The organism is Crenobacter caeni (assembly GCF_010435965.1).
Classification (GTDB): Bacteria; Pseudomonadota; Gammaproteobacteria; order Burkholderiales; family Chromobacteriaceae; genus Craterilacuibacter; species Craterilacuibacter caeni.
Genome location: NZ_JAAGAA010000003.1, coordinates 221,303 through 246,454 on the forward strand (window position 1 = coordinate 221,303; position 25,152 = coordinate 246,454).

Below are 25,152 nucleotides of genomic sequence, written 5' to 3' on the forward strand. Positions count from 1 at the left end.
TAATGACCGCAACCAGCAAGAGGCCCGCATGTTTTCCGAGCGCATCCAACGCCTGTCCGGTTCGCTGATCCGCGAGATCCTCGCCGCCGCCCAGCGTCCCGAAGTCATCTCCTTTGCCGGCGGCCTGCCGGCGTCGCAGTGCCTGCCCGAGCTCGACCTGGGCAGTGTGCCGCAGTCGCTCGCGCAGTACGGCACCACCGAGGGCGAACCCGAACTGCGCGAGGCGATCGCGCGCGAGGCAAACCGGATGGGGATCGCGTGCAGCGCCGACCAGGTGCTGGTGCTCTCCGGCTCGCAGCAGGCGCTCGACCTGGCCGCCAAGCTGTTCGTCGACCCGGGTACGCCGGTGCTGACCGAGGGGCCGACCTACCTTGCCGCGCTGCAGGTGCTCAAGCTGTTTGGCGCCGAGATCCATGCGGTGCCGCAGCACGCCGACGGCTCGCTGGACGCGGGTGAGTTCGGCGCGGCGATCGACCGTGTGCGCCCGGCGTTCAGCTACCTGATCCCCAGTTTCCAGAACCCGTCCGGCGCCTGCTACGACGAGGCCAACCGCAAGCGCCTGGCCGAGGTGCTCGACACCGCCGGCGTGCCGGTGTTCGAGGACGACCCCTACCGTGCGCTCTCCTACGACGGCGAAGCGCCGGCGCCTTTGGTGTCCCACCTGAAGAAGGTGTCGTTCATCTACGCCGGCTCGTTCTCGAAGACGCTGGTGCCCGGCTTGCGCGAAGGCTACCTGATCGCGTCGCCCGACCTCTACCCTTACCTCGTCAAGCTCAAGCAGGCGGCCGACCTGCATACCAACCGCATCGGCCAGTGGTACGTCGCGCGCGCGCTGAACGATCCGGGTTACGCCGCGCATATCGACAAGCTGCGCGCGACCTACCGTGCCGGCCGCGACGCGATGCAGGACGCGCTCGCGCGCCACTTTGCCGACCTGGCCGACTGGCAGCTGCCCAAGGGCGGCCTCTTTTTCTGGCTGACGCTGAAGACGCCGCAGGACACCCGCAAGCTGTTGCCGCGGGCGCTCGAGCACAACGTCGCCTTCATGCCGGGTGAGCCGTTCTACCCGAACCCGGAAGACGGCATCGGCCACTTGCGCCTGAACTTCAGCCACACCGCACCCGAACGAATCGAAGAGGGCATCGCGCGGCTCGCCGCGCTGGTCCGCGGCTAGACTGCCGCGAACCCGCGCGGGCGGGAGCCTTGCCTTAGCCGCCGACGGCCACCTCGCTGCTGCCGGCGCGCACGGTCACCGTCTTGCGGCTGGCGGTGGCCGGTTGCGCCGGGGCGACCCCACCCGATAGCGGCTTGACCTTGCGGAACTCGCAGCTGAGTTTGGCCGAGTCGAGGGTGACCAGCGCGTAGCCCTGCGCGTCGGTGTCCGCGTGGCGCAGCCAGGGGTTGAACTGCCTGAGCGTGCCGTTGAAGGTGTTGAGCGTCTGCCCGCTGCTGTCGGTCTGGTAGATCAGTGGCTTGAGCGAGGCGAACTGCGGGTCTTCATCGACGACCGCCTTGAAGTAGCTGAACAGCGAGTTGCTGGACACGCCGGCGGTGACCAGGTCGACCATCACCGGCGCCGGGTTCGCCGCGTCGTAGTCGGCCATGACCGGCCCCGCGAAGAAGGCGTGGATGTCGCCGGTCAGCGCGACCACGTTGCCGATGTTGTTCGCCTGCAAATGGGCGAGCAGCGCCTTGCGCTCGGCGTTGTAGCCATCCCACTGGTCGGCGTTGAGCAGGAAGGTCTGCAGGAACGCCTGGTACGGCGTGACGCCGGCCTGCAGGCTTCCGGTCAACTGGGCACGGGTGGCGGCGTCGGTGATGCCGAACCCTTGCAGGGCGGCATCGACCTTAGTAAGTGCCAGTGTGCCCTTGGGGCCGGCTGTCTTGAGGTCGGCGTAGAGTGCCGTTTGTAGCGCGGTCAGCGCGGCCTGGCTTTTGAGCGCGTCGGGCACCTGCGGGTTGGCGGCGAAGGCCTGCAAGGCGAGGCCGGTCACCACGGCGACGCCGTCGACCTGCATCCTCAGCAGCGACACTTCGTTGCCCCACAGCTTCCAGGTGGTGTCCGCCGCCTTCATCCTGTCCTGCCACCACGCGCGCTGGGCGTTGCCGAGCACGGAGACCGGTGTCAGCGGGTTCAGCCCTTGCCTTGCAGCTTCCTGCATCTTCAGCGCCTCGGCGCCGGCAAGCACCGTCTGCGGGACGAAATAGCGCGAGCCGACCTCGCCCTTGGCGGCCGCCTCGGGGATCACGTGGTCGGCGCGGTACAGGCGCTGGTCGGTCATCACCAGGCTTGCCAGCTTGCCGAAGCGGAAGTCGCGGTAGATGCGGATATTGTCGAAGGCGGGGCTGGCCGCGTCGAAGTTGACGTCGGCCGGCATGTATTCGAACCAGGCCTGATTCGCGTTGCGCCGCCTTTGCGTCTGGCGGCGGCCCTCGTCGGCCAGTGCGTAGGTCTGGCTGTCCTGCCAGCAGTCGTCAGAGAACTCGTGGTCGTCCCACACCGCGATCATCGGGCAGCGGGCGTGCAGGGCCTGGATGCGCGGATCCGAGCGGTAGGTCTGGTAGAGGGTGCGGTAGTCGGCGAGCGTGGTCGCGTAGCGGGCGCCGTCCTCGCGCTGCGTGCCGTCCGGCAGCGTGATCTTGCCGTGCGCGGCTTCGACCTTGCCCGTTTGAAAGCCGGCGCCGACCGTCTCGTAGATGTAGTCGCCCAGATGGACGATAAAGTCGAGCTCTTCCTTGGCCAGCTCTTCGAAGGCGGCCCAGTGGTTGACACTCCAGTCCTGGCAGGACAGGAAGGCAAACTTAAGCTGGGCGGGGGAGGCGTCTGCCGCCGGCGCGGTGCGGGTCCGCCCGGTCGGGCTGGTGCGGTTGCCCGCGACGAAGCGGTAGAAGTAGGTGGTGGCCGGCGCGAGGCCCTGCACCTTGTGGCGCACGGTGTAGTCCCACTGCGGCAGCGCGTCGATGGGGGTGGAAACCAGCAGCCTGGAAAAGTCCTCGCGGTCGGAGAACTGCAGGGTCAGCTTCGCCGGCAGCCCGTCGCGCCGGCTGGCGCGTGTCCACAGCATCACGCTGTCCGGCCGCGGGTCGCCTGAGGCGACGCCCTGCGCAAAATCGACCGGCTTGCCGTCATCCGCCGTGCCGCCGCCTCCCAGGCAGCCGCCCAACATCATGGAGGCGGTCGATACGCCGACAAAGCCGCCCAGCCTTAGAAAACCCCTGCGATCCATGTTCTATCCTCGTGGTGATTGTTGTTGTCACCCGATTAGCATAGAACATTCATGTTAAGTGAATTTTACCGGCGCCGTACCGCGCTAGGGGCTGGCTTCCAGCATGGTCACGCCGGGCAGGCCGCAGCGGAATACCGCCTGTTGCAGCACCGCGATCGCCTTCTTGCGGAAGAACTGGCGCCGTGCGACCAAGAGCACGCGGCGGGTCGGCGCAGGCGGCGTGAAGGGGATGATGGAGAGCAGGCCCTCGTCGGCGGGGGAGACCGAGGTGGCCGGCAACACGGTGACGCCCATGCCGCTGGCGACCATGTGACGGATCGTGTTGAGCGAGCTGCCCTGCAGCATGCCGGCGAGGCCGTTGCCCTGTCCCTGGCGGGCCGCCAGTTCGCTGCAGCTTTGCAGTACCTGGTCGCGGAAGCAGTTGCCCTGGGTGAGCAGCAGCACGCTTTCGTGCGACAGCGCGTCCGAGTCGATGCTGTCGCGCTTCTCCCAGAGGTGCCCCTTGGGGGTGGCGACCACGAAGGGTTCGTCGTACAGCGGCCACGCCTGCGTGCCGGGCTCGTCGAACGGGTCGGCAACGATGATGGCGTCGACCTCGCCGCGCTTGAGCATCTCGGACAGCCGCGCGGTGTAGTTCTCTTCGAGGATCAGCGGCATGTCGGGCGCGAGGATGCGCAGCGCCGGGATCAGCCGCGGCAAGAGGTAGGGGCTGATCGTGAAGATGACCCCGAGGCGCAAAGGCCCGGACAGCTCGTTCTGGTGCTCGCCGGCCAGGTGCTTGATGGTGTCGACCTCCTCGAGCACGCGACGCGCCTGGTCGACGATGCGCTCGCCGATCTCGGTGACGGCGACCTCGGGGCCGCCGCGCTCGAACAGGGTGACGGAGAGCTCGTCTTCGAGTTTCTTGATTGCGATCGACAGCGTGGGCTGGCTGACGAAGCAGGACTGGGCGGCTCGGCCGAAATGGCGCTCGCGCGCGACGGCCACGATATAGCGAAGTTCGGTCAGCGTCATGATGCGTAGCCGGCCCGTGGCGGGCCGGAAGGTCGGCCGCCGGCCATGGGGCCGGCGCCTGGGGCTAGCGGTTCTGCTCGGGCAGCACGATGTTCACTTCGAGGACCTCGAAGTTGTCCTGGCGCTCGAGCTGGACCTTGATGTCGTCCTGGTTGACGGCGACGTATTTGGAGATGACTTCCATCAGCTCGCGCTGCAGCGCGGGTAGGTAGTCGGGCGTGCCGTTACGGCCGCCGCGCTCGTGGGCGAGGATGATCTGCAGGCGTTCGCGGGCGATGGACGCCGACTTCTGGCGCTTGCCGAAAATCATATCGATCAGGGACATGTTCAGCTCCCGAACAGGCGTTTGAGCAGGCTGACCTTGGGAGCCTCCAGGAAACGCATCGGTTTGTCTTCGCCGAGGAAGCGGGCGACGATGTCCTCGTACGCCTCGGCCGCGTCGGAGCCCTTCATGTGGATCGCCGGCGTGCCGGAGTTGGACGCCTGCAGGATCGCCTGCGATTCCGGAACCACGCCGATCAGCTTGACGCGCAGGATCTCCTTGACGTCGTCGACCGACAGCATCTCGCCCTTGTCGACGCGGGCAGGCGAGTAGCGGGTGATCAGGAGGTGCTCCTTGACCGGCTCCTTGCCCTCGATGGCTCGGCGCGACTTGGACGACAGGATGCCGAGGATGCGGTCGGAGTCGCGCACCGAGGAGACTTCCGGGTTGGTGACGATCAGCGCCTCGTCGGCGAAGTAGAGCGCCATCAGCGCGCCGCGCTCGATGCCGGCCGGCGAGTCGCACACGATGTACTCGAAGCCCATGCCGTCCAGTTCGTTCAGCACGCGCTCGACGCCGTCTTCGGACAGCGCGTCCTTGTCGCGGGTCTGCGACGCCGGCAGCACGTACAGGTTATCGCAGTGCTTGTCCTTGATCAGCGCCTGGTTCAGCGTCGCCTCGTTGTTGACGACGTTGATCAGGTCGTACACGACCCGGCGCTCGCAGCCCATGATCAGGTCAAGGTTGCGCAGGCCGACGTCGAAGTCGATCACGGCGGTCTTGTGGCCGCGCAGTGCGAGGCCGGAAGCGAAACTGGCGCTGGTGGTGGTCTTGCCGACACCGCCTTTGCCCGAGGTCACCACGATAATCTTTGCCACGTTCGTATTCCTGTAGGAGGTTCGCGGTCAGCCGCCTAGCGCGGCGATGACCAGCTTGTCGTTTTCGAGATAAACCTGCGCGCGCTGCCCCTGGATCGCCGCGGGCAACGACTGTTCGATGGTGCGGTAGACGCCGGCGATCGAGACCAGCTCGGCCTCCATCGCCTGCACGAAGATGCGTGCATCCTGGTTGCCGCGCGCGCCGGCCAGCGCGCGGCCGCGCAGCGGCGCGTAAACGTGGATATTGCCGTCGGCGATCACCTCGGCGCCTGCGCTGACCATGGCCAGCACGACAAGGTCGGTGCCCCTGGCGTAGATCTGCTGGCCGGCGCGCACCGGCTTGTCGATGACCATGCCGACGCTGGGTGCCGCCGGCAGGGCGGGCGCGGCCAGCTCGGCGGGCGGCGCCTGTACGGCTGCGCGTGTCGTGGCGCTGCCGGCGCCGGCGAAACCGAGCCCGTGCGCGCGCGCAAGTTCGCCGTACGCGCCGTTGTCGTGGCGCAGGGCGACGACGCGCACGCCGCGCGCGCGGCTCTTGGCGAGCAGGGCGTCAAGGTCGAGTGCGGCGGGGTCGGGCAGGCCGTTCAGGTCGAGGACGAAGGCTTCGTCGCCGTCGGCGAAACGGTTGCCGAAGCGTTCGCCCAGCGCGCGTTCGAAGGCGTCAAGATCGCTGTTGTGCAGCATCAGCGCCAGCAGGTCGAGGCTGGCCGATTTGATTTCAAAAGGGGACGCCGCAGGGTTCATTCGGGGGGCCGCCGTATAGCGTAATTCAATTGACCGAGTGTAATTGTTTGCCGGGTGGCTTTCAATGCAGGAACGGCCAGCCCTACCGCATCTGGCACTGTTGGCAATAGTCGACTGTGGCGTAAATGCCGCGCGGCACGATGAATCTTTATGCTTATACATTAACGGGTTGACGCTAGGGGAACGTCTCACTAACATTTGGTTTGTGCAGTGCAGCAAAGAAGCGTTGGCTGCCGACACGCCCACATATCCGTACGTATCGCGCAGTTTTCGAAAAAGGAGTCTCCGATGTTCACCCAACAGCAAGATTTTGCCGCACTCGGCCAGGCCAACCTCGACAAGGCGCTGCGCCTGTCGACCATCGTGCTGGCCGGCGCCGAGCGCATGACCAACCTGCAGCTGGAACTGTCGCGCAAGCTGCTCGCCGACAACGCGCAGGCCGTGAAGTCCCTGTCCGAGATCAAGGACCCGAAGGCGCTGGCCGAATTCCAGGCCGCCCAGGCGCAGCCGTCGATCGATCAGGGCTTGGCCGCCGCGCGCAGCCTGTACGACGCGTGCGTCGAAACCCAGAACGAACTGGTGTCCTTCTTTGAAGAGCAGATGGCCGAGTCGAACAAGACGGTGATGGCGTCGCTGGACAAGCTGGGCAAGAACGCGCCGGCCGGCTCCGACGTCGCGGTCAACGCGTTGAAGACCCTGCTGTCGACCACCAACGCCGCGATCGACAACGTCTCCAAGACCGCCAAGAAAATGGGCTCCGAGTTCGCCGAGGCGAGCGTCAACGCCGCGACCAACGCCGCCAAGAACACCGGCGCCGCTGTGAGCCGTACCGCCAAGAAAGCGTCGCCGGCTGCCTGATCACAGCTCTGAACTGCACGCAAGGCGCCCCGCGGGGCGCCTTTTCTCATGGGGCAGGCTGTTCGAGCAGGTGCTGCCAGGCGCTGCGCAGCGCGAGCACATGGTTGAGCCATCGTGCCAGCGCCTGCGCGAAATGCGGGTGGCCGGCGGGGGGGAAGGCGGGTGTGGTGGTGGTCAGCGCCGGGTGGCAGGCGAGGTAGCGGCCGGCCAGCTCGTCCAGCCGAGCCAGCAGTTGCTGCTGACGGCGCAGCCATTCGGTTGTGTCGGGTAGCGCTTCGTGCAGCAAGCCCAGGTGTTGCGCGTAACGCAGCGCCTCCACGCACTGCCAGCTGAAGGTCGCGCTGCCTGCCGGGCCGCAGTCAAGCCAGGCACCGGGCAGGGGCGCGAGCGCGTCGGCGACGGCGCAGGCCTCGTCTGCTGCACCGCCGGCGTAGACGGCAAAGCCCAGCCGTTCGCCTGCGGGCAGCCAGTGTGCGGCGAGGTCTGCGTAGCGGCCGCCGTGAAAGGCGGCGAGCGCCTGCGCGGCTTGCGGCGTGGGCGCGGACAGGTCGAGCTGCCAGCGCCCGCAGACGAGTGCGTCTGGGCCGTCGCGGCGCGTCAGCGCGTGCCCCGCCGCCGCCAGTCTTGTGCAGACTGCCGTCAGGGTTGCGCCCGTACCGTATGCCTCGATGTCCACCTGTATCCCGTCTGTTGCGTGCCTCGTGCCTAGCCGATTGTTTCATGTGCGGCGCACGGGCGCACTAGGGGAAAGCCGCCCGCGCCCAACAAAAAGGCCGCCACAGCGGGCGGCCTTCCTGACGCGGCAGCGGGATCAGCCCTGCTGCTTGTGGCGCTCGATGCCGTCGACCAGTTCGGCCTTGGCGTCTTCCAGCGTGCCCCAGCCCTGCACCTTGACCCACTTGCCCTTTTCCAGGTCCTTGTAGTGTTCGAAGAAGTGCACCATCTGGTTGCGCAGCAGTTCCGGCAGGTCTTCCAGCTTCTGGATCGCGCTGTACATGGTGCACAGCTTCTCGACCGGCACGGCGACCAGCTTGGCGTCGATGCCCGACTCGTCTTCCATCTTGATCATGCCCAGCGCGCGGCAACGCACGACGACGCCCGGCGGCAGCGGGAACGGGGTAACCACCAGCACGTCCACCGGGTCTCCGTCCAGCGACAGGGTCTGCGGCACGAAGCCGTAGTTGGCCGGGTAGAACATCGAGGTGCCCATGAAGCGGTCGACGAAGATCGCGCCGGAGTCCTTGTCCAGTTCGTACTTGATCGGCGCGCCGTTGGCCGAGATCTCGATCACGACGTTGAAGTCGTTCGGCATGTCCTTGCCGGCGGAAATCGCATTGATGTTCATTGTGTGGTCCTTTTTATGGGTCAGGCACGGGTAAAAATCAGGTGAGCGATTATAGCGCAGCCTCTGGCGCAGGGTAGGTCGGGGTATAATCATGTCGTTACGATAATGCAACAGGGTTTCAGGATGCTCGACAAGCTGATCATCGAGTTCGACAAGGGCCTGCGCACGCTGGCCGCACCGGCCATGAGTGGTCGGCCGCACCCGGACGCGCATATCGAGGAGTGCGAGATGAGCGACGCCGAGCGCCGCCACGCGCTCGGCCTGATGCGGGTCAACCACTGCGGCGAGGTGTGCGCACAGGCGCTCTACCAGGGGCAGGCGCTGACCGCGAGGACCGTGGAGGCGCGCGAGGCGCTGAAGGGCGCGGCGCAGGAGGAGGTCGAGCACCTGGCGTGGACCGAGGCGCGCATCCGCGAACTGGGCGGCCGCCCCAGCGTGTTCAACCCGCTGTGGTACGCGGGCTCGCTGGCGATCGGCGTGGGGGCAGGTTTGCTCGGTGACAAGTGGAACCTCGGCTTCCTGGAGGAGACCGAGCACCAGGTCGGTGCGCACCTGGATAGTCACCTGACGAGCCTGCCGGAGCAGGATGCCAGAAGCCGGGCGATCGTCGAGCAGATGCGCGACGACGAACTGAAGCACGCCGACATGGCGCACGAGATGGGCGCCGCGCGCCTACCGCTGCCGGTGCGTGCACTGATGAAACTGTCGTCCAAGGTGATGACGGGTGCCAGCTACCGCGTCTGAGCTGCGTCGCCTCGCTGCGTGAAAAAGGCCGGCCCCGCGCAAGCGGGCCGGCCTTTCGTTTGCCTGACGGTGGCTTAGCGGCGGCTCTTCTCGACCATGATCTCGATGATCTGGCGGTCGGTCTCGCGCATCGACCCGCGCGCCAGCGCGCACAGGTTGGCGATCGACTCGTCGACGTCGTGGGCGACGATGCCTTCGTGGCCGGTCACCCGGCTGTCGTCCAGCGCCATCAGTACCGCCTTGTAGGCGGACGACGCCGAGGTCGACACCTTCATCGCGCAACTGTTGGACGCGCCGTCGCAGATCATGCCGGCGACGTCGCCGATCATGCTGCACACGGCCATGCCGACCTGCTCGAAACGGCCGCCGAGCAGCCATGCCATGCCGGCGGCGGCGCCCATCGACGCGGTGGTCACCGCGCACAGCGCGGAGAGCGGCGGCAGCTTGTCGTGGATGTAGATCGCGGTCAGGTGGGAGAGCATCAGCGCACGCGCGAGCTTCTCGTCGTTGGCGCCGACATGCTCGGCGACCACCATCACCGGCAGCGTCGCCGCGATGCCCTGGTTGCCAGAGCCGGAGTTGCTCATCGCCGGCAGCGTCGCGCCGCCCATGCGCGCGTCGGACGCCGCGCTGGTGCGCATCAGGATTTCGGTGAGCAGGCCGCGCGAGAGCAGACCCTGCGCGATCTGGCGCTGGATGGTCGCGCCGATGTGCAGCCCGTAGTCGCCGCTCATCCCCTCGACCGACAGCGCGCCGTTGAGCCGTGCCGCCTCGAGGATGAACGAGAGCTGTTCGGCAGGCGCGCCGGTCGCGAATTCGTACACCGCGAGCATGTCGGCGCTGTCAAGGCTGTACGGCGCGCTCGCCTCTCGGGTGTCCTCGTCTGCCGCGAACAGCACTTCGCCGTTCTTCTCGATGCGCACGACGCGGGTGTGCGCGTCGGCGATGGCGACGGTCACCTGATCACCCCCCGCGTGCAGCGTCGCCTCGCTGTAGAGCACGTTCGGCACGTCGGCGATGCCGACGCTCACCCGCCCCGCGTCAAGCATCGCGCGCGCGGCGGCGACGTCGGCGCTCTTCAGGTTCTTCAGCACCTCGAGGCCGGCTTCGGCGTCGCCGGCGATCGCGCCGGCCGCCGCGGCAACCGGCAGGCCCTGCATGCCGGTGCCCGGCACGGTGACGCCCATGCCGTTCTTCATCAGGTTGGCCGAGACGCGGCCTTCGATGCGCTCGGGTGCGCGGCCCAGTTCGCGGCGGGCGATCGCCGAGGCGAGTGCCAGCGAGATCGGCTCGGTGCAGCCGAGCGCGGGAATGACTTCGTGACGGACGGCCTTGATAAATTCAGGCCACAGCGGGGAGGGCGTGGTCATCTGGATACGGTATACGGAGAGGATGCGCGATGGTGCTACAAGCCCGTGCGCGGGTAAAGGGGCTGAAAACAGAAAAGCCACTTCGCATGAAGTGGCTGTATCCTGGCGTCCCCACGGGGAATCGAACCCCGGCCGCCGCCGTGAAAGGGCAGTGTTCTAACCGCTAAACTATAGGGACTTCAAACTGGTGCACCCGGAGCGATTCGAACGCCCGACCCTCTGGTTCGTAGCCAGATACTCTATCCAACTGAGCTACGGGTGCAAAACTTCTACTACTTGTAACCTGGCGTCCCCACGGGGAATCGAACCCCGGCCGCCGCCGTGAAAGGGCAGTGTTCTAACCGCTAAACTATAGGGACTTCAAACTGGTGCACCCGGAGCGATTCGAACGCCCGACCCTTTGGTTCGTAGCCAAATACTCTATCCAACTGAGCTACGGGTGCGGTTTTTGCTGCTTTATCCCTTCAGGCTTGCTGCCCGTCGAGAGCTGCGAACTATACGCAAGCCGAGTAGGGGCGTCAACCCCCCTTCCTGCGATTTTTTGGTTTTCGTTATAGAATGCCTGCGTTTGTTGCGCGTTCACCTGCCGGTGGACGCGCCTTTTTCATCTGATTTGGGCCGTAATCCATGCTGTCAGGACAAGCGCTGGCCATCGTCGACCTGGAGACGACCGGCGGACACCTCGTGCACGACAGGATCACCGAGGTCGGCGTCGTGCTGGTCGACGGCGACCGTGTCGAACGCTACCAGACGCTGGTCAACCCGGGGCGGCCGATCCCGCCGGCGATCGCCGAGTTGACCGGCATCCGCGACGAGATGGTCGCCGACGCGCCGCCTTTCGAGGCGATCGCGGCAGAGATCAAGCGGATGCTCGCCGGCCGGCTGCTCATCGCGCACAACGCGCGTTTCGACTACTGCGTGCTGAAGAACGCGCTGCGCCGCGCGGGGCTGCCGCTGCGCGCGGATACCCTGTGCACCGTCCAGCTCTCGCGCAAGCTCTACCCCGAACACTACAAGCACAACCTCGACGCGATCGTCGCGCGGCACGGCATCGCGATGGCCGAACGCCACCGCGCGCTGGCCGACGCCGAGGCTGTGTACCGTTTCCTCTGCTCGGCGCACGCCGAGCACGGCGACGCCTTCGACGAGGCCTCCCGCGCGCTGATCGCCGAGCCTGGCGCACCTGCGGGCCTGGCCGAGGCCACCGCCGACGCGCTGCCCGACCTGCCCGGGGTATACCTGTTGATGTCCAGCTCGGGCGAGCCGCTTTACGTTGCCCGCACCGACAACCTGCGGCGGCGGGTCTTCGCGCATTTCGAGCAGGCGGGGACCACCCGCGCGCAACCGCGCATCGGCGAGAAGCTGGGCGACGTGCGTTTCGAGGAAAGCGTCGGCGAATTCGGCGCGCAGCTGATGGAAAAGCTGTGGCTCGCGCGCTACCGCCCTCGCTACAACCCGGCGTCCCGCCTCGAGGAGACGCCGTGCACGCTCGCGCTCGACACGGATGGCGAGGATGGCCGGTGGCGGGTGCGGGTCGTGCCTTGTGCCGGCGCCTTGCCGGACAACGCCTTCGGCGTGTTCCGCGGCGCGCGCGAGGCGCAGCACGCCCTTGCGCAGCTGATCGCCAAGGAGCGGCTATGCCCGACCCTGCTGCTGCCGGCCAGGGGCGCGCGAGCCGCGGACAAGGGCTGCGGCAAGCGGCGCCACCGGCCGTGCCTGGGCGCCTGCGTCGGCGAGGAGAGCATGGCCGCGCACAACGCGCGCCTGCATGCGGCACTATCCGGCGTCGGGGTCGAGCGCTGGCCCTACGCCGGGCCGGTGTCGCTGGTGGAGCGGCACCCGATCAGCGGTGAGCAGCGCGTGCATGTGTTCGAGCGCTGGTGCTATCTGGGCAGCCACGCGGGGGACGGGCGTCTGGCGGGCGGCGCCGACTTCGAGATGGGCGTGTACCGGCTGCTGCGCAGTGCCTTGCGCAAGCTGCCGGACGGGGTGACGCTGCAGGAAGGCTAGTGGATGGCGAGGAAGCCGCGCAGGCGGGCCTCGACGATGCGCGGGTTCTCGCCGCCGGCGATCGCGCTGACACCCTCGATCACCAGTTCCTTGAGGGCGACCTCGGCGGCGATCAGATGCTTGAGCTTGCCGGCGACCGGCAGGAAAAACAGGTTGGCCGAGCCGACGCCGTAGATGGTCGCGACAAAGGCGACCGCGATGCCCGAACCGAGCTTGCTCGGGTCGGACAGGTTCTCCATCACGTGGATCAGGCCGAGCACCGCGCCCAGGATGCCGAGGGTCGGCGCGTAGCCGCCGGCCGACTCCCAGATGCGCGCGCATTGGCGCCGGGCGTGCTCGGCCATGTCGACCTCGACTTCGAGCACCGAGCGCAGCGTCTCCGGCGGCGCGCCGTCGATCAGCATCTGCAGCGCCTTGCGCGCGAACGGGTCGTGCTGCTGGGCGACGAAGGGTTCGAGCGCGAGCAGGCCGCCCTTGCGCGCGTGCTGGCTCCAGCGCACCACCTCGGCGATCATCTTCTCGTGGCCGAATTCGGGCGGGTTGAACACCCATTTCAGCAGGCGCAGCCCGCCGACGAACTGGCGCGGCGTGCTTTGCAGCATCACCGCGCTGGCGGTGCCGCCGATCACGATCAGGAATGCGGTCAGCTGCAACAGCGAGGCCAGATGCCCTCCCTCCAGCGCCTGCCCGGCCAGGATGGCGGTCAGGCCGCCGATGATCGCGATGATGCTCAGTTTGTCCACGTGTATCCCTTGTCTACAGCCAGCTGCGCAGGCGGCCTCGCAGGCGGCCGACCGCCTGCGAGTGCAGCTGGCTGACGCGCGACTCGGATACGCCGAGCACCGCGCCGATTTCCTTGAGGTTGAGTTCCTGCTCGTAGTAGAGGCTCATCATCAGCGCCTCGCGCTCCGGCAACTCGCCGATCGCGTGCACCAGCGCCTGCCTGAAGCGCGTATCGGCGAGCGTCGCGTGCGGGTCGGGCGTGTCCCGGTCAGGGACCGCCGCGACCGCGTCTTCGAGCGACTCGCCCTCCTGGTCGTGGAAGTCCTCGAAGTAGACGAGGCGCACGCCCCTGCAGTCGGTCAGCATCGCCTGGTAGTCGGCGAGGGAGACGCCCAGCTCTTCGGCGATTTCTGCCTCGGTCGGCTCGCGGGCAAGTTCCCGCGTCGCGCGCACGATCGCGTCCTCGATCAAGCGCGAGTTGCGGCGCAGCTGGCGCGGCATCCAGTCGATGCGGCGCAATTCGTCGAGCATCGCGCCCTTGACGCGGGTGCCGGCGAAAGTCTCGAATTGCGCGCCCTGCGTCGGGTCGTACTGCTGGGCCGCCTCGATCAGGCCGATCATGCCGACCTGGATCAAATCGTCGATGTCGACCGACGCGGGCAGCCGCGCCGCCAGCATGCCGGCGATGCGGCGCACCAGGTGCGCGTACTGCGTGACGTCCGGCTTGTCCCCGCGGGCTGCCTGCGCGTACGCGCGGTGAATGTTCGAAGCCGACACCATCTTATCGTTCCGTCGGGACGGCGAGTGCCTTGCCCGTCTCGTGCAATTGTTCCAGATAACTTGTCCGCGTGTGCCCGCTGTCCGGCGCGTGCCACAAGGGCAGCATCGCCGCGAGCTGGGCGAAGGCCTGTGCCGCCTCGCTGGCGGGAAAGGCCTCGACGACCGGCCGGCGCAGCGCCTCGCTCTTGCGTACCGCGGCGTCCTCCGGCACGAAGCCGACCCAGCGCATCGACACCCCGAGGTAGTCGCCTGCGACCGAGGAGAGGCGGCCGAACGCCGCGTGCGCCTCGTCCTGGCTCGCGACGCGGTTGACCAGCACGTTGAAGCGGCGCCGGCCAAAGTCAGTCGCCAGCCGTTTCATGCACGCGTAGCCGCGCATGATCGCTTCCGGCTGCGGGGTGATCACCAGCACCAGGTTGTCGGCGATCAAGAGCGGCACCGGGTCGAGCGCCGGGTCCGGCGCGTCGATCAGCGTGACGCCGCAGTCCTTTTCCAGCGCCGAGAATTCGCTGCCCAGCCGCTGCCAGATCCTTTCGGACAGACGCGAGCGCTCGTCTGGCGACGCGGCGAGGTTGACCAGCGTCACGTCGTGGCGCGAGGCGACCATCAGGTCGGTCAGCCCGCCACGGCTCACGCGCAGGCCGCCCAGCGTCGCCGACGCCGGCACCCCGGCCAGCCGCGACAGGGTCTGCCCGTTCTGGTGGTCGAGCAAGAGCGGGCGTTGCCCGGCAAGCGCGGCGGCGGCAGCCAGGCCCGCGCACAGCGAGGAGACGCCGCTGCGGCGGGCGCCTGTCAGTGCGAACATCGGCGGCAGCACGCCCGTGTCGGGGCGGGCGAGCTGGCGCAGGCTGGCGGCCTGGTCGGTCATCCGCGTTACCCCTGGCCGTAGCTCGCGCCTGCGATCGCGGCCTCTTCGGCGGTTGGCCGGAACGGGGTGGCCACGCTGGCCGAGGCGAGCGCGCGCTCGACCAGCACGTCGGCGCTCGCCACGTGCAGGTCTTCCGGCACGCGCTGGCCGTTGGTCACGTACTGCAGGGTCAGCCGGTTGCGGATGATCACGTCGAGGCCGGCCCCCAGTTGCACCGACTCGTCCATCTTGGAGAGTACGCAGCCGGCGAGATCATTGCTCTTGAAGTGGCGCACCACGTCTTCCAGCGTGCGCCCGTCGGCATTGGCGGCGAGCAGCAGCAGGCGGTGCACCGGCCGGTTGCTGGCGGCGAACATGCGGGTCTGCGCGAGCACGCGCTGGTCGCGCTGGCTCATGCCGACGGTGTCGATCAGCACCACGCGGCGGTCGGCGAGGTCGGCCAGCGTCAGCTGCAAATCGCCCTCGTTCTGCACCGAGAACACCGGCACGCCGAGGATCTTGCCGTAGATGCGCAACTGGTCCTGCGCGCCGATCCGGTAGCTGTCGGTGGTGATCAGCGCGACCTGCTGCGCGCCGTAGCGCAGCGTCGCGCGCGCGGCGAGCTTGGCGACGGTAGTGGTCTTGCCGACGCCGGTTGGGCCGACCAGCGCGAAGATGCCACCCTTGGCGACCAGGTCGTCGGCCGGGTCCATGCACTTGAGGTTGTGCCTGAGCGCGGACGCCGCCCATTTGAGCGCCGTCTCGCTGTCGTAGTGTGCCGGCAGCTTCTGCGTGAGCTGGCGGATCAGCGCCGGGCTGAACCCCGCGCCCAACAGGGTGCGGAACAGCTCGGCGCGGTTGGGCGTCTGCCCTTCCATTTCCGCCCACGCGAAGGTCGCCAGCTGGTTTTGCAGCAGGTGCTTGAGCGCGCGGATTTCTTCGCCGATATGGCGGATGTCCTCGGCGACCGCGCCGTCGACCTCGACGCTCGCCGGCGCGCGCGGCGCGGCGGCCGCCTGTGCTGCCGGTTTGGGGGCCGGGGCCGTCGGGGGCGCGGCTTCGGGCACTGCGGCGAACGCAGGTTCAGGCCGCGCCAGCGGCTCGAACGGCGCCGGCGTGGCCGGAGCGGCCGCGGCGGGCATCACGCGGGGGAGGGGGGGCGCCGGCGGCGGCTCCTGTAACGGCTCGACCGGCATCGCGTAGCTGCGCGCCAGCGCGCGCGCGGTGGCGCCGCCTGCGCCCGGCGGCGTGCTCGGCGTGGCCGGCACGTTGCGCGGGCGGTGGCGGCTGGAGGTGGGGGCGAGCGTATCGGACAGCGCGGCCACGTCGGCGTCGGCGACGGCCATGATCTCCACCCCGCCGCCCGCGGTCGGGCGGTTGGACAGGATCAGCGCGTCGGCGCCCAGCTCCTCGCGGACCTGGCGCAGCGCGTCGCGCGTGGTTTTGCCGTAAAACTTTCTCACCACCATCTGTCAGTTCGTCCTTATCCCTTGCCGCCGCCGATCACGGCAATTATACGGATGGTTTTGCTGTCGGGGATTTCGTTGTGCGAAATGACTCGAAGCTGGGGCAGCGCTCGGCGCATGAAGCGCGCGATCAGCGCGCGCAGCGCGGGCGGCGTCAGCAGCACCGGGTTGATGCCCTGCGCCTCGACGGCCTCGGTCTCGCGCACCGCGTTGGCCAGCAGGTTCTCGGCGAGGCCGGGTTCGAGGCCGCCGCCCGCCTTGGACTGCACCGCCTGCATCAGGATGCCCTCGAGCTGCGGGTCGAGCGTCATCAGCGGTAGTTCGTTCTCGCCCGGGAAGAGCTGCTGGACGATGGCGCGCGACAGCGCGGTGCGCACCGCCGAGGTCAGCTCGTCGATGTCCTGGGTGACCGGCACATGGTCGGCCAGCGTCTCGAGGATGGTGCGGAAGTCGCGGATGCCGACGCCGTCGACCAAGAGTTGCTGCAGCACCTTCTGCAAGGTGCCCACCGGCACCACCTTGGGCACCAGGTCCTCGATCAGCTTGGGCGACTCCTTCGCCTGGTGTTCGATCAGCGCCTGCACTTCCTCGCGGCCGAGCAGCTCGGCCGCGTGCGTCTGCAGCAGGTTGGAGATATGGGTGGCGACCACGGTGCTCGCGTCGACCACCGTGTAGCCCAGGCTCTGCGCCTCTTCGCGGCGGTCGGCGGCGATCCACAGTGCCGGCAGGCCGAAGGTCGGGTCGGTGGTCGGCGTGCCCGGCACCTCGCCGTCGACCTGGCCGGGGTTGATCGCCAGGAACTGCCCGGCGTACGCGTCGCCGTTGCCGATCTCGACGCCCTTGAGCAGGATGCGGTAGGCGTTGGGGCGGATCTCCAGGTTGTCGCGGATATGCACCGGTGGTACCAGGAAGCCAACTTCCTGCGCGATCTTCTTGCGGATGCCGCGGATGCGCCTGAGCAGCTCGCCGTCCTGGTCGCGGTCGACCAGCGGGATCAGCCGGTAGCCGACCTCCAGCCCCAGCATGTCGACCGACTGCACGTCGTTCCAGCTCACCTCGGCCGCCGGCTGCTCGGGCATGGGTGCGCCCGGCAGCACGCCGGCGCCTGCGCCCGCCAGTTCGGCCTGCGCCGTTTCGCGGCCGCGCTTCTCCTGCCACCAGGCGAGCGCGGCGAGCGACGCGGCGATGGTCAGGAAGGCGATATGCGGCATGTTGGGGATCAGCCCGATCAGCCCGATCACCGCGGCGGTGATGTAGAGCACCTGCGGGTTGGCGAACAGCTGGCCCAGGAACTGCTCGGACAGGTCCTTGTCGGTGCCGACGCGGGCAACCACGATGCCGGCGGCGGTCGAGATGATCAGCGCCGGGATCTGCGCGACCAGGCCGTCGCCGATGGTCAACAGGGTGTAGGTCCTGGCGGCCTCGCCCGCCGGCAGGTCGTGTTGTGCCATGCCGACGATCAGGCCGCCGACGATGTTGATCACGATGATCATGATGCCGGCCATCGCGTCGCCGCGCACGAACTTGGATGCACCGTCCATCGCGCCGAAGAAGTTGGCTTCCTCGGTGATCATCTGGCGGCGCTTGCGCGCCTCGTCCTCGCCGATCAGGCCGGCGTTGAGGTCGGCGTCGATCGCCATCTGCTTGCCGGGCATCGCGTCCAGCGTGAAGCGGGCCGACACCTCGGCGATGCGGCCGGCACCCTTGGTGATCACCATGAAGTTGATGATGGTGAGGATGATGAACACGATGATGCCGATGGCGACGTTCTCGCCGATCAAAAAGTGCGCGAACGATTCGATCACCTTGCCCGCCGCGTCCGGACCGGTGTGGCCTTCCATCAGGATCACCCGGCTGGAGGCGACGTTCAGCGACAGGCGCAACAGCGTCGTGACCAGCAGCACCGCCGGGAACGCCGAGAATTCCAGCGGATGGCGGGTGTTGATGCCGACCAAGAGCACGATGATCGACATCGCGATGTTGAAGGTGAAGAACGCGTCGAGCACCAGCGGCGGCAGCGGCAGCACCATCATCGCGAGGATCAGGATGATGAGCACCGGCCCGGCCAGTCCGGACAGGTTGAGCGTCTTGAGGATGCCTAGGATCTGCTTCATTCAGTGTTTCATTGGTTGCGGCCGGCGGCCGTCTTCTTCGATTGCGGGTCGAGCTCGGGCGGCACCTCGAGCGCGTCCGGGTAGACCGGGGCGAGGCCGCCGTTCTGTTCGTACACGCGCAGCTGGTAGATGTAGGCGAGCACCTGCGCTGCCGCGTCAAACAGCTTGGGCGGGATGTCTTCGCCCAGTTCCGCGTGGAAATACAAGGCGCGCGCGAAGGCCGGCGCGCGCATGCTGGCGACCTTGTGTTCGCGGCCGGCCTCGAGGATCCTTTCGGCAAGCTTGAGCGTGCCCTTGGCGACTACCTGCGGCGCGCGCATGCCGTCGCTGTACTTGAGCGCGACCGCGTAGTGGGTCGGGTTGGTGACGATCACGTTGGCGTGCGGCACCTCCTGCATCATCCGCTTGCGCGCGGCCTCGCGCTGCAGCTGGCGGATGCGGCCTTTCACCTCGGGCGAGCCCTGCTGCTCCTTGTGCTCCTGCTTGACCTCTTCCTTGGTCATCCTCAGCTTCTTGTGGTACTGCCACAGCTGCAGCGGCACGTCGACCGCGACCAAAAAGAGCAGGGCGCCGGCGACGATCAGCAGGGTGTGGCCGACCAGCTCCATCATCCGCGCGAGCCCTAGTTCCAGCGGCATCGTCGCGAGCGAGGTCAGCTCGGCGCGTTCGCTCCAGATCACCCAGGTGGCGACGCCGCCGATCAGCGCGCTCTTCATCACCGCCTTGCCGCCCTCGGCCAGCGCCTGCACCGACACCATGCGCTTGAGGCCGGAGGCCGGGTTGAGCTTGGAGAACTTGGGCTCGATCGCCTTGGCCGACAGGTTCCAGCCGCCGATCAGCAAGGGCGTGAACAGCGCGACGACGGCGAGCGCGCCCAAGAAAGGCAGCAGCATCCACAGGGTGTCGAGCGCCGCCGCGCGAAACGCCTCGACGGCGAGTTCGGGCGTCTTCAGCGACTGCGCATCGAAGCCGAGCAGCCGCTTGCTGATCGCCGAGACGTCGCGGTAGAAGCCCGGCCCCAGCGCGATCAGCAGGCCGACGCCGGTCATGGTCACCGCGAAGGTCGCCAGCTCCCGAGAGCGGGGGACGTTGCCTTCCTCGCGCGCCTGCGACAGTCGCCGCTCGGAGGCGGGCTCTGTGCGTTCGAGGTCGGAATCTTCAGCCATGGGCGCGCGGTTTCAGGGTGGTCGATTAACCCGCCATCTTACCAGTTAGGCGCAAGAACCCGGTATCAAAGCAGAGGTGTTTTGAGGCTTTTTTGTTGAAAAACAGGCCGCTGGGCGGAGCGTGCCGGCGACGGGGCCAACGCCCGGCGATTGGGCGTTTGCCTGTGCTGCGTTACACTTGCGCGATTAAACTTGGCTGCAAGAAGATGAAACAATACCTCGACCTGATGCGCCACGTGCTCGAGCACGGCGATATCAAGACCGACCGCACCGGTACCGGCACCCGCTCGGTGTTCGGCTACCAGATGCGCTTCAACCTCGAGGACGGCTTCCCGCTGGTGACCACCAAGAAGCTGCACCTCAAGTCCATCATCCACGAACTGTTGTGGTTCCTGTCCGGCGACACCAATATCCGTTACCTGAAGGAAAACGGCGTGCGCATCTGGGACGAATGGGCGGACGAAAACGGCGACCTGGGCCCGGTGTACGGCTACCAGTGGCGCTCGTGGCCGGCGCCAAACGGCGGCAAGGTCGACCAGATCGCCAACGTGATCGAGATGATCAAGCGCACGCCGGACTCGCGCCGGCTGATCGTCTCGGCGTGGAACCCGGCCTTGGTCGACGAGATGGCCTTGCCGCCGTGCCACAGCCTGTTCCAGTTCTACGTATCGAACGGGCGCCTCTCTTGCCAGCTCTACCAGCGCTCGGCCGACATCTTCCTGGGCGTACCGTTCAATATCGCCAGCTACGCCTTGCTTACCATGATGGTCGCGCAGGTGTGCGGCTTGAAGGCGGGCGACTTCGTGCACACGCTGGGCGACGCGCATCTTTACAGCAACCATCTGGAGCAGGCGCGCGAGCAGCTCGCGCGCGAGCCGTACCCGCTACCGACGATGAAACTCAACCCGGCGGTCACCGACATCTTCGGCTTCAAGTTCGAGGACTTCACGCTGGAAGGCTACCAGGCGCACCCGCATATCAAGGCGCAGGTGGCGGTATGAAGCCGGTGCTGACGCTGGTGGTGGCGATGGCCAGGGGGCGGGTGATCGGCAAGGACAACGCGCTGCCGTGGCATTTGCCGGAAGACCTCAAGCACTTCAAGGCGGTGACGCTGGGCAAGCCCATCATCATGGGGCGCAAGACCTGGGATTCGATCGGCCGCCCGCTGCCGGGCCGGCGCAATATCGTCGTCACCCGCAACCCTGCGTGGCAGGCGGACGGCGCCGAGGCCGTGCATTCGCTGGCAGACGCGCTCGCGCTGGTGGGGGATGTGGACGAGGTCTGCGTGATCGGCGGGGGCGAGCTGTTCGCGCAGGCCCTGCCGCTTGCCGACCGGCTGGAGCTGACCGAGATCGACCTTGAGGTTGCCGGCGACGCGCATTTCCCGGCGTGGGACGACGGCACCTGGCAGGAGACCGCGCGCGAGGCGCACCGTCGCGACGACGGCCTAACGTGGTGCTACCGCACGCTCACGCGCCGGTGCTAGGCGTCAAGCACGCAACGGCCGGGAAGGCCACGCGTACCGTAGGTGCACGGCTTTCCCGGCCGTTTTTTCTTGGCCGGCGCTTAAACCTTCTCGGCTGCCGACAGTGCGCGGGTCGCCTCGACGATCACCTGGCTGTAGGTGTCGTGCAGCGCGCGGCTGAGTGCGCCGATGCGTTCGCCGTCGCGGGCGACGATGGCAGAGACCGCGTCGGCGATGAAGGCTTGCGCGCGCGCGAGCTGCGGCTGGCCGGCGCGGAAGATCGCGTACAGGCAGCGGCGGGTCAGCGGCTGCATCTCTTCCAGCGTCGCCTGCAGGTAGCGGTTGCCGCAGCGTGCGTACAGTGCGCCGAGAAACTCGAAGCTGGTCGCGTAGAAGGCGGCGATATCGTCCTGCCGGCGGTCGATCGCCAGTTGCGCCTCGCATTCGAACAGCGGCGCCAGATCGTCGTGCTGCCAGCGCGCGGCTACGCTCTTCATCGCCTGCTCCAGCAGCAAAAACCACAGCTCGAGGAAGGCGCGCACGTCGTCGGCGTTCATGCTCTCGACCACCGCGCCGCGGCGCGGATAGATGCGGATCAGCTGGCGGCGCTCGAGAATTAGCAGCGCCTCGCGCACCGAGCTGCGGCTCACCGACAGTTCGGCGGCGATACGCAATTCCTGGATGCGGGCGTTCGGTGCGAGCGTGCCGCGGATGATGTGTTCGCCCAGGTGGGCGGCGATCTGTTCGGTCAGCGAGTCGTTGGCTTTGAAAGTCATGGCGGGAGAATGTCGGATTGTCCGGCAAGTACGGCGAGCGGCAATTTTAACACCGTGCGCGGGTGTGGCGTAAAACCGTCACCTTCTCTTGCAAAATGCATGGTTTGCTTGCCGTGGGCGTGCGCCGCGCCTAACATTCAAACGTCTGTTTGATTCGGGCCGCGCGAGGAAGACACCGAGGGGCTTTGCAAGGGCGCTCGTCAAGCTTCGCGTCGGACAGATCTGGTACCCTCAGCGTTCGGGACGCGACGGGGGGCCACGCTGCAGGGAAGCTTGCAGGTACGACACGGGTGTTGACCGCCCCGGCTACAGGCCGGGGCGTTTTTTTGCCTGCGGTTTTGGCAGGCATGAAAAAACCGGCGCGAGGCGCCGGTTTTTTCGTTCAGAAGCGCGAGGCTTAGAACTTGTGGACCACGTAGGCACCGAAAGCGTCGATCTTGTCGTCGCCGAATGCCTTGGCCAGGTTGTCGTCCAGCTTGATGTGGCCGTACTGGGCGCTCAGGACGGTGCGCTTGGACAGCGCGTAGTCGGTGCCGACCACGAACTGCTGGTAGCCGCTGTCGCTCAGCTTGCTGCCGCCTACCTTGACGTCGGTACCTTGCACGAAGGAAACCTTCGGCATGAAGTTGCCGATAGTGTAGGTCGCGGTCAGCGCGTACTCGCTGGATTCGAATTCGCCGGTCTTGGCAGTCAGGTCAGCTGCGTCGACGAAGCTTGCTGCGAAGGTCTGGTCGAAGTCACCCTTGTTCAGGCGGTAGCCGGCTGCCACGAACAGGTTGTTGGCTTCGTAGCCCACTTCCAGTTGGTGCTGTTTGCCGTCTTCGAACTTACCTTCAACCGAGCTGTTCAGCTTGGTACGGTAGGTGTACGCGTACTTGGCGAACATCGGGCCGTAGTTGTAGCCCAGACCCAGGTTGTAGGTTTCGCGGTCTTTGTTCTGACCTTCTTTGGCGATGCCGGTATCCGGATCAACAACGAAATCGGTCTTTTCGCGCTTGTCTTCTTCGGTGCCGTACAGGAAGGCGGCCTTGAAGCCTGCGTATTCCGGGCTGTCGTAGCGGACAGCGTTCTTCACGCGGGTGTTGCCGCGGGTGTAGATGCCCAGACCCAGCGCGTCGCTGTTGTACTCGTACGGGTCAACGGTGCCCATGTCGGAGTCGCCGAAGTTGGACAGGTTACCCAGACGCAGGGTGCCGAACTCGGAGGTGACGCCGACGAAGGACTGGCGGGAAGCCCAGTTGCCGCTGTTGGCGCTGTTGTCGATGGCAACGCCGGTCTCAACCTGCCAGATTGCCTTCAGGCCGTTGCCCAGGTCTTCAGCACCCTTGAAACCGATGCGGGAGCCCACGTCTTCGATGTTGGTCGCACGTTGGCCAGCGGTGTCGATCGATTCAACGCCGCCTTTGATGGCGCCGTAGATGGTCACGTCAGCAGCTGCAACAGCCGGGATACCGGCGATCAGCGCAGCGATCAGGGTCTTTTTCATGATGCTCTTCCTTGGTGTGTGAAGAAAAGTTTGTGAGCGAATGCTAAACGCGAAGTTGTGCGTGATGCAACACATCGAAAGCATACTGTTGCTTTTTTCCTACACATTGAGCGCGCCTGCTCGCCGTTTATGCGTGCGTCAAGATAAGTAAACCATTAAATTCACCGGTAAATCAGTGGTTTGCGCTGCGTGTGCGGGATTTGTGGTGGCGGGGCGAAAAACCGTGCCGGGCTGTTGTTTTTTGCGGCTTGTTTGCCAGTTGGCTGGCTGACTGGGCAGTTAAATGCCGATTTTCGGGCAAAAAAGAGCCCGTCCTGACGGGACGGGCCGCAAAAACCTAACCTCGAAACAACGGAAGGACGCACGCAGTACGTATCCGTTGCCAAGTATTCTAGGAGCATGTGCTGTCAATGTAAAACGACCGGGATTTGTTTTTGATGTTGATCAATCGCTGTCTACTTGTGGGCGGCTGCGGCAAGCGCAAAAAAACCGGCCGCACAGGCGGCCGGTGGCGGGCGGGGCAGGACGGACGCTTAGGCTGCGGCGAGCGCCTGCTCGATGTCGGTGAGGATGTCGTCGATATGCTCGATGCCGATCGACAGGCGCACCATCTCGGGGCGTACACCGGCCTTGCGCTGTTCCTGTTCGGAGAGCTGGCGGTGGGTGGTGCTCGCTGGGTGGCAGGCCAGGCTCTTGGCGTCGCCGATGTTGACGAGGCGGGTGACCAGGTTCAGTGCGTCGATAAAGCGCGCGCCGGCCTCGACGCCGCCCTTCACACCGAACGACAGGATGCCCGACGCGCGTCCGCCCATATAGCGGTCGATGAGCGCCTTCGACGGGTTGCCTTCCAGCGCCGCGTACTCGACCCAGTCGACCTTGGGGTGGCTGGCGAGGTGGCGGGCAACTTTGCCTGCGTTGTCGCAGATGCGGTCCATGCGCAGCGCCAGCGTCTCGATGCCGGTGAGGATCTCGCGCGCGTTGAACGGCGAGATCGCCGCGCCCATGTTCCTGAGCGGCACCACGCGCGCGCGGGCGATATAGGCGGCGGCGCCCAGCGCCTCGACGTAGTTGACGCCGTGGTAGCTGACGTCCGGCGTGTTCAGGCGCACGAAGCGCTCGGCATGCTCGCCCCACGGGAACTTGCCGGAGTCGACGATGATGCCGCCAATGCTGGTGCCGTGCCCGCCCAGGTATTTGGTGAGCGAGTGCACGACGATGTCGGCGCCGTGCTCGAACGGGCGGCACAGATATGGAGAGGGCACGGTGTTGTCGACGATCAGCGGCAGGCCGTGCCGGTGTGCTTCACCTGCAAACGCGGCGAAGTCGACCACGTTGCCCAGCGGGTTGCCGATGGATTCGCAGAACACCGCCTTGGTGCGCGCGTCGACCAGTGCGCCGATCGCGGCCGGGTCGCGGTAGTCGACGAAGCGCACCTCGATGCCCAGTTGCGGGAAGGTGTGCGCGAACAGGTTGTAGGTGCCGCCGTACAGCGTGCTGGTGGCGATGATGTTGTCGCCAGCCTCGGCGATGGTCTGGATCGCGTAGCTGATCGCCGCCATGCCCGAGGCGACCGCCAGCGCGCCGATGCCGCCTTCCAGCGCGGCGACGCGCTTTTCCAGCACGTCGGTGGTCGGGTTCATGATGCGGGTGTAGATATTGCCCTGCACCTTGAGGTCGAACAGGTCGGCGCCGTGCTGGGTGTCGTCGAACGCGTAGCTGACGGTCTGGTACAGCGGCACGGCGACGGCCTTGGTGGTCGGGTCCGGGCTGTAGCCGCCGTGGACGGCAATCGTTTCAATCTTCATGGTTTTCTCCGTCTGTAGAATTTTTTGTCATCATCGGCGATTGGCGCGCCGCATGCAAAGGCCAGGCGCTGC

Annotated in this window: 23 protein-coding genes and 4 tRNA genes; 6 read left to right on the forward strand and 21 right to left on the reverse strand. The window is 66.8% G+C overall.

Features of this window, described 5'->3' with window-relative positions:
- Positions 1-28: 28 nt before the first annotated feature.
- Positions 29-1,174 (forward strand): aminotransferase-like domain-containing protein, encoded by a 1,146-nt coding sequence (locus tag GZH52_RS04900; protein ID WP_163315372.1) that lies wholly within the window; start codon positions 29-31, stop codon positions 1,172-1,174.
- Positions 1,175-1,208: 34 nt separating this feature from the next.
- Here the strand turns inward: GZH52_RS04900 and GZH52_RS04905 are convergent, their stop codons facing one another.
- The 5 genes from GZH52_RS04905 to minC all read right to left on the reverse strand — a co-directional run bounded on the left by GZH52_RS04905 (position 1,209) and on the right by minC (position 6,125).
- Positions 1,209-3,227: an alkaline phosphatase D family protein gene (locus tag GZH52_RS04905; RefSeq protein ID WP_163315373.1), complete on the reverse strand. Its 2,019-nt coding sequence runs from the start codon at positions 3,225-3,227 to the stop codon at positions 1,209-1,211.
- Positions 3,228-3,311: 84 nt separating this feature from the next.
- Positions 3,312-4,241 carry a LysR substrate-binding domain-containing protein gene (locus tag GZH52_RS04910; RefSeq protein WP_163315374.1) on the reverse strand — a complete coding sequence of 310 codons (930 nt, stop codon included), beginning with the start codon at positions 4,239-4,241 and terminating at the stop codon, positions 3,312-3,314.
- A gap of 64 nt (positions 4,242-4,305) precedes the next feature.
- Complete coding sequence (gene minE / locus GZH52_RS04915; RefSeq protein ID WP_136555612.1) at positions 4,306-4,566, reverse strand: cell division topological specificity factor MinE; 261 nt, start codon at positions 4,564-4,566, stop codon at positions 4,306-4,308.
- Positions 4,567-4,568: 2 nt separating this feature from the next.
- Complete coding sequence (gene minD / locus GZH52_RS04920; RefSeq protein ID WP_163315375.1) at positions 4,569-5,381, reverse strand: septum site-determining protein MinD; 813 nt, start codon at positions 5,379-5,381, stop codon at positions 4,569-4,571.
- Positions 5,382-5,408: 27 nt separating this feature from the next.
- Complete coding sequence (gene minC / locus GZH52_RS04925; protein WP_163315376.1) at positions 5,409-6,125, reverse strand: septum site-determining protein MinC; 717 nt, start codon at positions 6,123-6,125, stop codon at positions 5,409-5,411.
- A 288-nt stretch (positions 6,126-6,413) separates the two neighbouring features.
- On the opposite strand from minC, the gene GZH52_RS04930 reads away from it, so the two are divergent.
- The gene (locus GZH52_RS04930) at positions 6,414-6,983 is read left to right on the forward strand and encodes a phasin family protein (protein WP_163315377.1); all 570 of its coding nucleotides are present in this window, start codon (positions 6,414-6,416) and stop codon (positions 6,981-6,983) included.
- A gap of 46 nt (positions 6,984-7,029) precedes the next feature.
- Here the strand turns inward: GZH52_RS04930 and GZH52_RS04935 are convergent, their stop codons facing one another.
- Positions 7,030-7,659, reverse strand: a complete 630-nt coding sequence (locus GZH52_RS04935) for a hypothetical protein (protein ID WP_163315378.1) — start codon at positions 7,657-7,659, stop codon at positions 7,030-7,032.
- A gap of 135 nt (positions 7,660-7,794) precedes the next feature.
- Positions 7,795-8,328, reverse strand: coding sequence for an inorganic diphosphatase (ppa, locus tag GZH52_RS04940; RefSeq protein WP_136555621.1), 534 nt, complete (start codon positions 8,326-8,328; stop codon positions 7,795-7,797).
- A gap of 123 nt (positions 8,329-8,451) precedes the next feature.
- Here ppa and coq7 point away from each other — a divergent pair, with 123 nt between their 5' ends.
- Positions 8,452-9,072: a 2-polyprenyl-3-methyl-6-methoxy-1,4-benzoquinone monooxygenase gene (coq7, locus tag GZH52_RS04945; protein WP_163315379.1), complete on the forward strand. Its 621-nt coding sequence runs from the start codon at positions 8,452-8,454 to the stop codon at positions 9,070-9,072.
- 74 nt (positions 9,073-9,146) lie between these two features.
- Here coq7 and GZH52_RS04950 read toward each other — a convergent pair whose 3' ends face one another.
- From GZH52_RS04950 to GZH52_RS04970, 5 genes are all read right to left on the reverse strand, one after another.
- Positions 9,147-10,442 carry an L-cysteine desulfidase family protein gene (locus GZH52_RS04950; RefSeq protein WP_163315380.1) on the reverse strand — a complete coding sequence of 432 codons (1,296 nt, stop codon included), beginning with the start codon at positions 10,440-10,442 and terminating at the stop codon, positions 9,147-9,149.
- Positions 10,443-10,545: 103 nt separating this feature from the next.
- A tRNA-Glu gene (locus GZH52_RS04955) sits at positions 10,546-10,620 on the reverse strand.
- 7 nt (positions 10,621-10,627) lie between these two features.
- Positions 10,628-10,704 (reverse strand) — tRNA-Arg (locus GZH52_RS04960).
- 22 nt (positions 10,705-10,726) lie between these two features.
- Positions 10,727-10,801, reverse strand: a tRNA-Glu gene (locus GZH52_RS04965).
- 7 nt (positions 10,802-10,808) lie between these two features.
- A tRNA-Arg gene (locus GZH52_RS04970) sits at positions 10,809-10,885 on the reverse strand.
- A 184-nt stretch (positions 10,886-11,069) separates the two neighbouring features.
- Between GZH52_RS04970 and GZH52_RS04975 the strand changes: the two genes are divergently transcribed.
- Positions 11,070-12,452: an exonuclease domain-containing protein gene (locus tag GZH52_RS04975; RefSeq protein ID WP_163315381.1), complete on the forward strand. Its 1,383-nt coding sequence runs from the start codon at positions 11,070-11,072 to the stop codon at positions 12,450-12,452.
- Here GZH52_RS04975 and GZH52_RS04980 read toward each other — a convergent pair.
- From GZH52_RS04980 to flhB, 6 genes are read right to left on the reverse strand one after another with little or no spacing between them, the layout of a single operon-like run.
- Positions 12,449-13,195: a flagellar motor protein gene (locus tag GZH52_RS04980; RefSeq protein WP_163315382.1), complete on the reverse strand. Its 747-nt coding sequence runs from the start codon at positions 13,193-13,195 to the stop codon at positions 12,449-12,451. The two genes, GZH52_RS04975 and GZH52_RS04980, sit on opposite strands and share 4 nt — an antisense overlap.
- Before the next feature lie 13 nt (positions 13,196-13,208).
- Positions 13,209-13,955, reverse strand: coding sequence for an RNA polymerase sigma factor FliA (locus tag GZH52_RS04985; protein WP_163315383.1), 747 nt, complete (start codon positions 13,953-13,955; stop codon positions 13,209-13,211).
- A 1-nt stretch (position 13,956) separates the two neighbouring features.
- Complete coding sequence (locus tag GZH52_RS04990; protein WP_163315384.1) at positions 13,957-14,823, reverse strand: MinD/ParA family ATP-binding protein; 867 nt, start codon at positions 14,821-14,823, stop codon at positions 13,957-13,959.
- A gap of 5 nt (positions 14,824-14,828) precedes the next feature.
- Positions 14,829-16,271 carry a flagellar biosynthesis GTPase FlhF gene (gene flhF / locus GZH52_RS04995; protein ID WP_163315385.1) on the reverse strand — a complete coding sequence of 481 codons (1,443 nt, stop codon included), beginning with the start codon at positions 16,269-16,271 and terminating at the stop codon, positions 14,829-14,831.
- Between the two features lie 14 nt (positions 16,272-16,285).
- Positions 16,286-18,382, reverse strand: a complete 2,097-nt coding sequence (gene flhA, locus GZH52_RS05000) for a flagellar biosynthesis protein FlhA (protein ID WP_163315386.1) — start codon at positions 18,380-18,382, stop codon at positions 16,286-16,288.
- Positions 18,383-18,390: 8 nt separating this feature from the next.
- The gene (gene flhB / locus GZH52_RS05005) at positions 18,391-19,548 is read right to left on the reverse strand and encodes a flagellar biosynthesis protein FlhB (RefSeq protein WP_163315387.1); all 1,158 of its coding nucleotides are present in this window, start codon (positions 19,546-19,548) and stop codon (positions 18,391-18,393) included.
- Positions 19,549-19,754: 206 nt separating this feature from the next.
- On the opposite strand from flhB, the gene GZH52_RS05010 reads away from it, so the two are divergent.
- Together GZH52_RS05010 and folA are read left to right on the forward strand one after the other, a co-directional pair.
- A complete protein-coding gene (locus GZH52_RS05010) occupies positions 19,755-20,549 on the forward strand; it encodes a thymidylate synthase (protein ID WP_163315388.1) in 795 nt (264 codons plus the stop codon).
- Positions 20,546-21,034: a type 3 dihydrofolate reductase gene (gene folA, locus GZH52_RS05015; RefSeq protein WP_163315389.1), complete on the forward strand. Its 489-nt coding sequence runs from the start codon at positions 20,546-20,548 to the stop codon at positions 21,032-21,034. Before GZH52_RS05010 ends, folA begins: the two co-directional genes overlap by 4 nt.
- An 80-nt stretch (positions 21,035-21,114) precedes the next feature.
- Here the strand turns inward: folA and GZH52_RS05020 are convergent, their stop codons facing one another.
- The 3 genes from GZH52_RS05020 to GZH52_RS05030 all read right to left on the reverse strand — a co-directional run bounded on the left by GZH52_RS05020 (position 21,115) and on the right by GZH52_RS05030 (position 25,080).
- Positions 21,115-21,789: a GntR family transcriptional regulator gene (locus tag GZH52_RS05020; RefSeq protein WP_163315390.1), complete on the reverse strand. Its 675-nt coding sequence runs from the start codon at positions 21,787-21,789 to the stop codon at positions 21,115-21,117.
- 397 nt (positions 21,790-22,186) lie between these two features.
- Positions 22,187-23,275, reverse strand: coding sequence for a porin (locus GZH52_RS05025; RefSeq protein WP_163315391.1), 1,089 nt, complete (start codon positions 23,273-23,275; stop codon positions 22,187-22,189).
- A gap of 533 nt (positions 23,276-23,808) precedes the next feature.
- The gene (locus GZH52_RS05030) at positions 23,809-25,080 is read right to left on the reverse strand and encodes an O-acetylhomoserine aminocarboxypropyltransferase/cysteine synthase family protein (RefSeq protein WP_163315392.1); all 1,272 of its coding nucleotides are present in this window, start codon (positions 25,078-25,080) and stop codon (positions 23,809-23,811) included.
- Positions 25,081-25,152 lie beyond the last annotated feature (72 nt).